At 65.9% G+C, this 11,630-nt stretch carries 10 protein-coding genes; all 10 read right to left on the reverse strand.

The genetic code is table 11. The features are described 5' to 3' along the window. Positions 1-226, reverse strand: a 226-nt coding sequence (locus VJS38_RS05425; protein ID WP_324087135.1) for a twin-arginine translocation signal domain-containing protein, incomplete at its 3' end; no start/stop codon positions are given. Between the two features lie 288 nt (positions 227-514). After that, a complete protein-coding gene (locus tag VJS38_RS05430) occupies positions 515-1,525 on the reverse strand; it encodes a phosphotransferase enzyme family protein (RefSeq protein WP_324087136.1) in 1,011 nt (336 codons plus the stop codon). After that, positions 1,522-2,790, reverse strand: a complete 1,269-nt coding sequence (locus tag VJS38_RS05435) for an aspartate aminotransferase family protein (protein WP_324087137.1) — start codon at positions 2,788-2,790, stop codon at positions 1,522-1,524. The genes VJS38_RS05430 and VJS38_RS05435 overlap by 4 nt, the downstream gene beginning before the upstream one ends. Positions 2,791-2,882: 92 nt before the next feature. Further along, the gene (locus VJS38_RS05440; protein ID WP_324087138.1) at positions 2,883-4,367 is read right to left on the reverse strand and encodes an amidohydrolase family protein; all 1,485 of its coding nucleotides are present in this window, start codon (positions 4,365-4,367) and stop codon (positions 2,883-2,885) included. Positions 4,368-4,488: 121 nt separating this feature from the next. Further along, positions 4,489-5,493, reverse strand: coding sequence for a helix-turn-helix domain-containing protein (locus tag VJS38_RS05445; RefSeq protein ID WP_324087139.1), 1,005 nt, complete (start codon positions 5,491-5,493; stop codon positions 4,489-4,491). A gap of 151 nt (positions 5,494-5,644) precedes the next feature. Then, positions 5,645-7,780 (reverse strand): TonB-dependent receptor, encoded by a 2,136-nt coding sequence (locus VJS38_RS05450; RefSeq protein WP_324087140.1) that lies wholly within the window; start codon positions 7,778-7,780, stop codon positions 5,645-5,647. 462 nt (positions 7,781-8,242) lie between these two features. Further along, positions 8,243-9,031 carry an SDR family oxidoreductase gene (locus VJS38_RS05455; RefSeq protein ID WP_324087141.1) on the reverse strand — a complete coding sequence of 263 codons (789 nt, stop codon included), beginning with the start codon at positions 9,029-9,031 and terminating at the stop codon, positions 8,243-8,245. A gap of 284 nt (positions 9,032-9,315) precedes the next feature. Beyond that, complete coding sequence (locus tag VJS38_RS05460) at positions 9,316-9,720, reverse strand: cytochrome c family protein (RefSeq protein ID WP_324087142.1); 405 nt, start codon at positions 9,718-9,720, stop codon at positions 9,316-9,318. Further along, a complete protein-coding gene (locus VJS38_RS05465) occupies positions 9,720-10,229 on the reverse strand; it encodes a nuclear transport factor 2 family protein (RefSeq protein ID WP_324087143.1) in 510 nt (169 codons plus the stop codon). Before VJS38_RS05465 ends, VJS38_RS05460 begins: the two co-directional genes overlap by 1 nt. A 38-nt stretch (positions 10,230-10,267) precedes the next feature. Then, a partial coding sequence (locus VJS38_RS05470) for a TonB-dependent receptor (protein ID WP_324087144.1) occupies positions 10,268-11,630 on the reverse strand: 1,363 nt, incomplete at its 5' end.

Below are 11,630 nucleotides of genomic sequence, written 5' to 3' on the forward strand. Positions count from 1 at the left end.
GCCTCATCTGGTTGATTTCTCTGACGGCGTGCCTAAGGCCTTCATCCCGGCTGCGGACGAAGCAGGAGCGCTCGACGTGCTCGATGTGCGCGTCCGAAATATAGGCGAAGGTGAAGTTCTCCGCCGTCTGGGCGAACGCCACCTCGACCAAGCTGAACGGCAAGGCGGCCGCAGAGGTGGCGAGCGCTGAACGCTTGAGGAATCCTCGGCGGTCGAGGTTCGGCATGGGGGCGATTCCTATGAACGACCGTCGGGCTGATATCGCCGCGACAGAATTCCATCAGTGTAAGGGCGAAACAATCGACCCTTGAGATGTCGAAAATAGAAATCGTCAAAATAATAGCGCGTCAACGCCATCCATACGCGCGGCAGATGTTGATCTCAATTTGGCAGACGGCGCCGGCGGAGAAGGCCCGACGCGCGGGCTCGCCCGCCGGCCTTGCGCGGCGTCAAACCGGCGAGCAAGCAGGAACGCCGTGGCGCCGGCGCCCTGCCTCTCAGGACGACGGGCGCGTCATCGCGCGGCGGTGTAGGCCTCGGCCAGCTGCAGGGCGCGGTCGACGAGCGGCGCGGTCAGCTCACGGGCGGTCTCGGTTTCGGGCCGGCTGGTCACCCACCCCAGATAGGTGAGGCTGCGCAGGAAGAGGAACAGCGGCAGCTGAGCCCATCGCTCCGCCGGCAGCTCGCGGACGCTGCGATAGCCGGCGAGGAGCGCCTCGGCGATTTGTTCGTAGTGCGGCTCGCCAAGGCGGAAGAACAGCGCCGTGGCCAGCTCGAACATGTGCCAGCCGAAGCCGCAGTCGTCGAAGTCGATGATGCGCAGGCCGTCGGCGGCGTCGAGGAGGTTGTCCGGCACGAAGTCCGCGTGGATCAGGCCGAAGGCCTCGCCCTCCAGCGCCCGCAGGTCGAGGTCGGCGCACGCCCGGGCGCAGTCCAGCTGCTCGCGCTGCGCTGCGGTGAGCAGCGGCAGGCCGCGATAGTCGCCCCACAGCGGCGACTCGCCGATCAGCCCGGCCCGGTCCCAGCTGTGCCGGCGGAAGCCCGGCGGCGGCGTCCAGGCCTCGGCCTGCCGGTGGATTTCCGCGGCCATCCGCCCGGCCTGGAAGTAAAGCGCCGGGAGCCGCGCGGGGTCGTCGCACTCCGCCAGCGGAGCCCCGTCGATCCAGCGGAAGATGTCGACCTGGTGTTCGCCGGGAAGGTCGGGCCGCGACACCTTCACGAACGGCTCGCCCTCGCGCGAGCGCACCAGCACCGGCCCCGCCACCCCCGCCTGGGAGAGCGCGTCCATCCACAAAAGCTCCGAGCGCAGCGCGGCATCGTCGTGATAGCCGTGGCGGTGGACCCGTAGCACCGCGCGCCCGCCGTCCGCCGCCGCGATCTCGAACACGGCGTTTTCGCGGTATTTGATCAGCCGCCGGATCGACCAGCCGCCGTCCCACCGCGCGAGCGCGTCTTCGGCGAGCCGGCGCAGGCGATCGCTCTGCTGCTCGGCGCCGAGCGCCTCGAATTCGCAGTCCACGGTCATGCGGGCTCTCCCAGGATGGCGTCGAGGCGGTCGATCGCGATGTCCGCCTCGCTGGCGGTGATCGGCATCGGCGGGCGCATCTTCAGGACGTTGCCGTGCGGGCCGATGCGGCTGATCAGCACGCCCTCCTCGTACATCCGATTGACGATCCGGCGCGCGGCGTCCCCGTCCGGCCGGCCGGTTTCCGGGTCCACCAGCTCGAGGCCGAAGAACAGGCCCTTGCCGCGCGGCCGCGCCACCTGGCGATGCCGCCCGGCCAGCGCCGCGAGCCGCGTCTGGACGTGCCCGCCGACCGCCGCCGCGTTGCCGATCAGCCCCTCGCGCTCGATGACCTCGAGCACCGCCAGGGCCGCCGCGCAGGACACCGGATTGCCGCCGAAGGTGTTGAAGTAAAGCGCCGCCGCGCCGAACCGGTCGAGCAGCTCGCGCGAGGTCGCCATCGCCGAGATCGGATGGCCGTTGCCCATCGGCTTGCCGGTCGTGACGAAGTCCGGCGCCACGCCGTGCGACTGAAAGCCCCACATGGCCTCTCCGGTGCGGCCGAAACCGGGCTGCACCTCGTCGGCGATCAGAAAGCCGCCGGCGCTGCGCACGCGCTCCGCCGCCGCCTGCAGCCAGCCCGCCGGCAGCTCCAGCAGGCCCTCCGTGGTGAACAGGGTGTCGACCAGCAGGGCCGCCACGCCGAAGCCCTGCGCCTGCAGCGAGGCAATAGCCTGCGACAGGCGGTCGAGCTCGGCCGCGCCGTCGGACCCTGACGCTGCGTCCGGCAGGGCCACGGCGCGTGCATAGGGCGCCAGCGCCTCCGGCGCGGGCAGCGCCGTCGTCGCACCGGCGAGGGTCGCCGAATTGCCATGGTAGCTGAAGTCGCTGACGATGATCCCGGCGTTCCCGCTGGCGAACCGGGCGATGCGGATCGCCAGCTCGTTGGCCTCCGTGCCGGTGCAGCAGAAGGTGACCGCCGAGAGCGGCTCGGCCATCGTCGCCAGCAGCCGCTCGGCGAGCTCGACGACGGTCTCGTGCAGGTAGCGGGTGTGGATGTTCAGCTGCGCCGCCTGGCGCGCGATCGCCGCGACCACCTGAGGATGGCAGTGTCCGACATGCGGCACGTTGTTGTAGCAGTCGAGGTAGCGCCGGCCCGCGGCGTCCTCCACCCAGACCCCTTCGCCCCGCACCAGATGCAGCGGCGTATCGTAGAACAGCGGCGCTCCCGAGCCGAGGACGCGGCGGCGCCGGGCGAGCAGATTCTGGATGTTAGGGTCGCTCATTGGCTCACCATATCGGCCCGTCCGCCGCCCGGCAATAAAACGTTCGACCGGTCGTTCAACTTATTGCCGCGACCCGCGGGGAAACCGCCGCCTCAAGCGGCGTACTGCGCCGCGAGCCCGCGCACAGCGTCGATAAACGCTCGTGACAGGGCCGCCTCGTCGATGAAGGTCAGGGCGCGGTTCTCCACAAGGATTCGTCCGTCGACCGCGACCATGTCGACGTCGCTCGAACCGCCCATGATCAGGAAGGTGTCCAGCGGACGACGCATCGCGTCGTAACGCCAGTCGTCGATGGGCACGGTGAAGAAGTCAGCCTTCATGCCCGGCGCCAGCATGCCGATCTCCGCAGACCAGCCGAGGGACTGGGCGGGGAGGCGGGTGGCCATGGCCAGGGTCTTCATCGGCGTCAGGATCGATCGGTCGCCGCCCAGCTCGTTGCATTGCAGCCAGCCCATGCGCATGGCTTCCGGCATATGGCCCATGGGTTTGACGTCGCCGTCCGAACTGAAGGTGACCGGGGCGCCGGCCTTGAGGAACTTGAGGATCAGCCCGGTCGAGACGATCGGCGCTTCGCCGCTGGCGCCATATTTTTGCGGAGAGTAGCTGAGGTGCGCGCCCGCCTGGCGCAGCCAGTCGAATTCGTCCGCATCGGCATAGGCCGTGTGAACCGAGATGAGCCGGTCCGAGAGGACGCCCAGACGATGCAGGCGTTCGATCGCCCGCACGCCGAAACAGCGCAAGGACGCCTCGGACTCGTTGCCGAACCCGGCCAGATGCGTCCCCCAGGGCGTGTCGAACCTGTCGGCGAGGCCGGCCATCCCGGTGAGAAGTTCGTCGCTGGCGGTGATCGGCCAAAGCGCGCTCGGCATGGCTCGGAGGCGGCCGGAGTCGTGCCGGCCGTACCGGGACAGCATGGCCTCAGTGTCGGCCAGCATCCGTTCGGTGTCCTGCGTGCGGACGAAGCCGGCGCCGTCGGCGCGAGCCGCCCCGTCGAGGGCGAAGAGCGTCACCACTCCACGGATGCCGGTCGCCAGGACCGCCCGGGCAAGTTCGTCCGGGCGGTTGGCGGAGCCAAAGTCGGCGACGCAGGTCGTGCCCGACCGCAGCTGCGTGGCGTACGAGCGCAGGGCGAAAAGCAAGCCAAGCTCCGATGGCAGGCTGTTGGCCAGATCGAACAAGGCCTGGAAATGAGCGGCCCCGCCGAAGATGTCCGCGCCGCCAGCCAGGCCCCCCGACGTGGTGTCGGAGTCATCGGGGTCTTGGGTCGCCGCGCCAAGAGCCGTCATTGCGCCGCTCTCGTGCCAATGGTTGTTGACCAGCCCGGGCAGGAGCATCTTGTTGGCCGCGTCGACATGCCGGCTTCGCCCTGTCGCCGGCGGCCGCCGGGCCTCGAACGCGTCCACCTCGGCGCGGGAGCCCACCGCGACGATCGTTGATCCTTCCACCAGCAGCGCGCCGTCGGTGATGACCGGGCGCGCGGGATCGGCGGTGTAAAGGAAGGCGGCGTCGATCCGCAGGCGATCATGCCGATCGGGCAGCGGCGAGACGATCGAAGCGAGATCGAGAGATGGGGACATGCGATGGCCTCGAAGGCGCCGGCGGTGTGCTGGCCTGGATCAAGCTTGGCAGGACTAGGCGTCCATCCTGGACCATTTGCCGGTCAGGTCCGGCAAGCTTAACCGCCGCAACGGCGGCCCATTAGCCGTTTTTGGCAAGTGCGCTGCCGGGGGCAAGCTTCACCGTCTCGGCCCGGCGCCGGCGAATCGTCTCAGAGGGGCATTCGCTGAACATCTGCTTGTATTCGCAGCTGAAACGGCTGGGATGCCAGAAGCCCCAGCGATCGATCACATCCTTCACCTGTAAGGCGGTGTCCGCCTTGAACAGGTCGCGCCGGGCTCCGCTGAGCCGCAGTATGCGCATGAAGGCGACGGGGTTTATGCCAAGCACATCCTGGAAACTGTATTGCAGCGCCCGGCGCGATACGCCGAGGTCCCGGCAGATCCGGCTGATCTGCAAAGGCTCGTCGATCCGATCGAGCATATATTCGCGCGCCCGGCGGACGATCTGATGACGGCTTGCAAGGCGATAGTCGGCCATGGCGTCGCCGTCGTCGCCGAGCAGCAGCGGCCCCAGGATTTCCAGGACCGACCACACAAGCGCCGCGCGCCTTTCCGCGTCGGCGAGCGCGTCCAAGTTGTCGCAGTGATCGGCAAGGAGACGCTCGATCATCGCCGCGGCGCGGTTGACCGAGCGACCGTTCAGGAATCTGACGCCGTCGTCGAGCCAGGCCGGCGGCGTCATTCCCTCGACCGTCTCGAGATACCTGGCCAGGAGATGGCGAGAGACCAGCAATCCTAAAAAGTCCATCGGCGGCAGCAAGACCTCGAACGGTTGCGTGCCGGCTACGAATGTTAGCCCTTCATAATACGGCCGGCCGTTCAATATTCCAGTGTATTCTAGTCTAGAAGAGAATACAAATATATGATTTTCTGAGTCTCCGCGCCCCGAGGCGTTAAGCGTCGCGCAAAATCGGCTTTTCCTCAAAAACAATCCGGGCAGGATCAGGTCTTGGCATTCGCCCTGTGCGGGCGCGGGAGACATCTGGGAATACTGCATAGCCGAGCCAGGAGGCGGCGGCACCATTCCGGAATGGTAGATCCGCTTGATTTGATCCAGCTCCGACACTGAACGGTCGACCGACATGGCGGCGCTCCCTGATCTGCGCCGATTCATCCAGATGAGAGATGCCCGTCAACTGCGGCTGACGTCGCGGCGCAGCCAGTCCGCCGACTGGCCGCGCCGTACGCAGGACGATAGCTTCCTTCGCCGGGCCAACGCGGCGCGCCAGGCACCGTCAGAACTTCATCCCAAGCGTCACGCCATAGGTCCGCGGCGGCTGGAAGGATTCGGCGGTGGCGTGGACTGTGGCGTCCTGGTTGAGCAGCACCGCCTGGTTCGTCAGGTTCTTTCCCCAGAGGCGGATCGAATAAGCCCCGTTCGGGGCGACCCAGCCGAGGCTGGCGTTGAGCAGCACATAGCTGTCCTGCCGCCGGCGGTTGTCGACCTGAGTGAAAAAGCCGCCATTGTAGAGCGCGTTGCCGTCGGCGACGAACTCGCCCCCCATCAGCGGCGCGCGGTACTGTGCGCCCAGCGTGGCGGTGAATTTGGTGGCGAACGGAATCTGGTTGCCGGTCGCGTCGACCTTCACCTGGTTGTTGCCGCCGACCCCGGTCGGCACGAACGAGTCCGCGTTGGGGAAGCGACCAAAGTGGGGGTCGAGCCAGGTCAGGCCGCCGGTGACCCGCAACCGGTCGGTAAGGGCTGCGGCCATGTCCAGCTCGAAACCGTAAATGTCCGCCGAGGCCCCGTTTCTGACGCCGATCTGTCCGGTAGGCGGGAAGTAGGTCACCTGGATATTCGAGTAGTCGTAGTAGAACGCGGCGGCGTTCAGGCGAAGGCGGCGATCGAAGAGGTCGCTCTTCAGGCCGACCTCATAGGCGTCGAGCACCTCAGGGTCGTAGGGCGGGTCGGTGAGCAGGGTTGCGTTGAAGCCGCCGCTCTTGAAGCCGCGATTGTAGGACGCGTAGGCCATGACATTGCGCGAGAACTGGTGGTCCAGAGCGAACCGCCAGGTCAACTTTTTGAAGGTCTTCTCCTTGTCGCCGGCCTGGATGACGCCGATCGGGATGCCGCCGATAACGATGGCGGAGGTTTCGCCCTTCACCGAGCGGCGGTCCTGCGTGTAGCGAAGGCCCGCGGTCAGGCTTGTTCCGTCCGAGAAGCTGTAGGTGGCCTGGCCGAACCCGGCGACCGATTGCGTTTTCTGCACGGAGTCCGTCAGGACGTTCGTCATGAAAAACGGCGGTTGGATCGCCGGTCCCTGCTGGGAGACTTCGGACAGCCAGTTCGCCTTGTCGGAGAAATAATACAGGCCGCCGACCCAGCGGAACGGCCCCTTGGCGGAAGACAGGACCTGGAACTCCTGGCTGAAGGTCCGGTCGTCCAGAGCCGTCGCCAGGTCCAGCGCCGGCGTCGGCGTGAGGTCATAGTCGAACAGGGTGTCGAACTTCACGCGGCGGTAGCCGGTGATGCTGACCAGCTCGACGCTGCCGAGATGCTGGTTGACCCGCAAGGCGAGGCCGTGGGCGTTCTTCAGATCAAGCTTCGAGCGGAAACCGTTGTTCGTGTCCCAGGGGCCGCCGGACGCCGGTGGTCCAAAAAGCGGCAGCTCGTCGACGCTCTGTCTGAACGACGGGTAGTCGCCGCGCCGGTTGGCGTAATCGGCGGCGAAATGGATCGTCGTCCTGTCGGTCGGCCGGAAGACAAAGCTGGCCCGGGCGGCGACGTCGGAATCGACCTTGTTGATGTCCCGGCCGGTCGTCAGCAGCCGGCCGTAGCCCTTGCCCTGCGTCGAACCATGCACGGAGAGGTCAGCCGCGAAGGTGTCGGATCCGCCCGTGACGTACAGATCGCCGGTCACCGTGTCGTAGTTGGCGTAGGACGCATTGGCCTCGCCGCTGAATCCCGCCTTTAATTCCTTGGAGATGACGTTGATCACGCCGCCGGTCGCGTTTCGGCCGAACAGCGTGCCCTGCGGTCCTTTGAGGATCTCCACCCGCTCGACGCTGTTGAGCGACAGCAAGGTTCCAGGAACGGCCGCGACGTAGACGCCGTCCAGGTACGTGGCGACGGCGTTCTCGATGCCGGGGCCGAAGGTCGGATTGCCGATGCCGCGCATGCGCGGCAGGAAGTAGCCGGCGTTGTTGCCGGCGTTCAGGCTCGGCGTCACCATCGTCAGGTCGGCCGTGTTGGCGACGCCCGCCGCACCGAGCTGGGCCGACGTCACCGCGGTGATGGCGATCGGAACGTTCTGGACGTTCTCCGCCCGTTTCTGGGCGACGACGACGATCTCTTCCAGCTGCGCCGAGGACTGAGCGGGGCCGCTCCCCGCCGCTTCGGCCATCGCCGGGGAAGCCAGGCCAAGCGCCACCAGGGCCGCCGATGTCGCATATGCCGAGGTAGATTTGGCGCGTGACGAATTGAGCAGACTTCTTCGGAAATTCACTTGCTTCCCCCCAATCGACTTCCGAGAGGTTCATTCGAACTCTATCGGCGAGGTTGTTGAATTATGGAACATCGGCAACCCCACGGCTGGTTGCGCGAATATTGCTATTCAACATGGATATAAATGGAAGAACGGGGGTCGTTATCCATTTTTGGCAAAAGCGTTCTACAGTCGGACCGGAAACTCCCGAGCGCTTCGGCGACGCGCATGGTCCGCTCGACATGCGCGCGCGCGAAAGCAGCCCGCGATCGAAGCCCCCCGTTCAGGCGCCCCGGTCCCGAGGATCGGTCCCCGAGGCACCCGCTTTTGGGCGAGACGAAGGCAAGCAATCGCGGCTCGGCCGTCGCGGCCGCGCAGTGGACGTGGAGGAGGGTGGCGCGACCCGCCTTAAATACTGTCGAAGAAGGTCAGTCCGACGTTCGCCGCGGTGCAGCCGCCGTCCACCGGAACCACGGCGGCGTTGATGAACGACGCGGCGGGCGAGATCAGGAAGGCGATCGCCTCGGCCGCTTCCATGGCCGTGCCGGCCCGGCGCTGGGGGACGTGTTCGCTGACCTTGGCGTAGGCCGCCTCCAGGTCCCCGCCCAAGGGCAGCATGCGCATCTCTTCATCGGCCATCTCCGTCCGGATCCAGCCCGGCGCGATGACGTTGGCGCGCAGGCCGTCGCGCGCGTGCTCAAACGCGAGCGACCGGATGAATTGGCTGAGGCCGGCCTTCGCCGCCGCATAGGCCGCAAGGCCCGCGCCGGTCTGCATGGCCGCGATCGAGCTGACAGCCACGACGGCGCCGCGGGATTGCAGCAGATGGGGAAGCGCGGCCTTGGTCATGACATAGGGGGCCGTCAGGTTGACCGCCATCTGCGCCTGCCAGGCGTCGAGCTCGAGCTCGCGGATGGCGCTGGGGATGACGATGCCGGCGTTGAGCACCAGGGCGTCGAGGCGCCCGAACCGTTGGACGACCTCGGCGACGAAAGCTTCGCTCGCGGCGGAGTCGGTCACGTCGAGCTGGAATGGAATGCAGCCGATCCGGGCGGCCAGACTATCCAACGCGGACTTGCGCCTTGCGCAGGCGACCACCTGATGATCCGCCGAAAGCCGCTCGGCGGCCGCCGCCCCAATGCCGCTGCTGGCGCCGGTGACGATCACGACCGGGCGTTCACTCGCTGCTGACGTCATACATTCCTCCTGATGCGGGTGGCCGGCGGCGGATGCCGCGCGGACAGGTTAAAAGGGCGCCGCGGTGTTTCCCCGGCGGCTTCGTTGCAGGCTTTTCGGCCGGCCTTTCGCCGCGAACCAGACGCCGGCCAGGACGACGAGGCCGCCCAGCCCCAGAAGCAAGCCGCGGTCCCCTTGCGGGCTGGAGATGAACACCACGACCGAGAGCGCGAAGACCGCTGCTGCATCACCGTATTGAGCAGAAGATTGGCGTCGCCGCCGTTCGCGACCGAGGTGGCGGCGCCTTATTTTCGTGTTGCGAGATATGCGATCAGGTTCGCCCGGTCGTTGGCGTTGGGCAGACCTGCGAACGCCATCTTGTTGCCCGGGACCAACTTCTGCGGGTTTGTGAGGTATTGGTCGAGGTTCGACTTGGTCCAGGTGAGGCCGGACCCGGCCATCGCCTTCGAGTACTGGTACCCGGGCGCCGCGCCGGCCTTTCGACCGATCACCCCGTTGAGGCGCGGCCCGATCGTGGAGCCGGCGCCGGGCGTGACCGAATGGCAGATCGAGCACCGCATGAACACTTTTTCTCCGGCGGCGGCATCCTCAGCCGCCGCCGACGTCGCTTTGCCCAAGAAGAGAGTGGCCAGGACCAACGCGAAAGCTAATCGCAACATCAGATCGATCCTGCAATTTCTGATCAACATCACGGAGTCTTGGCGAACTGACCCGGCGTGTAGGCGTCGCCTCCGCAAACCCAGCGCCCGTCCTTCTTGGCCCAGACAAACAGGATTACAAAAGAGTACGGCTTCTGGGCCGGATCCTTCGGCGTCACGTAGAAGTTGGCCCACTCCCACGCGGCGTCAGCGCCGACATGGCTTCTGATCGGCTCGACCCGCACGTTGGCGATTTTCACCACGCGCTCGTAGTCCTCGCGGAATTGGTCGCGGCCCATGATCGGCTTGCCTTCGGGGCCGAAGCTGACCGCGTCCTTCGCGTAGAACCGGTTGATGATGGTTTCGGCGTCGGTGTCGGCGAACGCCTTCTCCTTCATCCGGTAAAGCGCATCGGCCTGCCGGCGGAACTCGGCTGCGTTTGCAGGGCTGGCGGCGGGCAGATCGCCGATCGCCTGATCACTTGTCGCGGCGATAGCCGAAGGCGACAAGGCCGCCGCCGGGAGCGCCAGGCTCACGACCGAAGCAGCCGCCAGAAACATGCTCTTCACTCTGTTCCCCACGAATTAAGCGGCGAAAGTCAATGGAACCGATAGCTTGCGCTGACGCCGTACCAGCGCGGGCGCGCGAACGTCTGCTGCGTCATCCCAAATGCGCTGGCAAGATCGAGGTTGTACACGCGGTAATATCTATTGGTGACGTTGTTTACGAAGACGGCGAACTCGAGATTTCCGCCGTTCGGCGCGTAGGATGCGCGCACATTTCCGATCGTCCGGGAGGGCTCGAGGTCGTCCGGAGCGTTGAACGTCGTGAAGTACTGCCGGCTGTCGAACTTCCAATCGGTCTGGATCGTCGCCTCGCCAGGGCCGAGATCGAACGAATATTGTCCAAGCCAGCCGACGCTGACCTTCGGCGCCTGCGGCATGCGCCGGGTCAGGACAGCGCCCGACGGAATCGTGACGTTTCTGACGGTGGCGTCAAGGAAGGTGGCGAAGGCCTGGAGGTAAAGTCCGCGCACGGGCTGCGAGTTGAACTCGAGCTCCAGCCCGTTCACCTCCGCCGGCTTGTTGCGGATGATCAGGGACACGCCCACGTTCTCGAACGACTGGTAGTTATGGTAGTCGTAATGGAAAACGGCGGTGTTGAAGTGCGAGGTTCCGTCGAACAGCGTCAGCTTCACGCCCGCTTCGTAGTTGGTCAGCGTCTCGCCCTTAAAGCCGATGGTCTCTGGAACGAACGGTGCGAATGCAGGCGTGCCGAACCCGCCGCTCTTGGTGCCGCGGTTGACGCTCAGATAATATAGCTGATTGCGATTCGGCTTGTAATCGAGTTCCCCTTTGGCCGAATAGGAGCCCGCCGACTGCTTTGCGTATTGCGGGAACAGAGATTTGTTGAAGTCGAAGTCGCGGACGCCGTTTTCGGCGTGGGTGTAGTCATACGTCTTCCAGTCGTGAGAGCCCCGTAGCCCGCCAATCAGGCTGAAGCCGTGGCCGATCGCGTATTCGGCCTGGCCGAAGGCCGCGATTGAATCGGTGTCGAGGATGCTCCGGTAATCCTCCCGCACCCCGAGCCCCCCGGTGGCGTCGGCCACGTAGGAGTTCACGGTGTGGATCTTCATCGCGTACAGGCCAGCGACCCAGTGAGTCTTATTCAGGTCCTGCGACAGGCGCAATTCCTGGGAAAGCTGGTAGAGATGTTGCGCGGTCGTATAGATGAAGAGCGTGGCCGGCGACATGTCGGAGTCTTCGCCATATTTCTTGGCAAGAGACTGGTAATTTGAAATCGAGGTGAGTTTGAGGCTGCCGAAGTCCTGGTCGTAATGCGCCGTGGCGCTCCAGTAGCCGCGGTCGAAGTAGTTGGGACCGTTGTAGGCGCCGATGAAGGGATTTTTGCTTGGCGAGCGATAGCCGAAAGCGTCGCAACCGGGGCAAGTCCCCCACGGG

The sequence above is a fragment of the Phenylobacterium sp. genome (assembly GCF_035276905.1).
Taxonomy (GTDB): Bacteria; Pseudomonadota; Alphaproteobacteria; order Caulobacterales; family Caulobacteraceae; genus Phenylobacterium.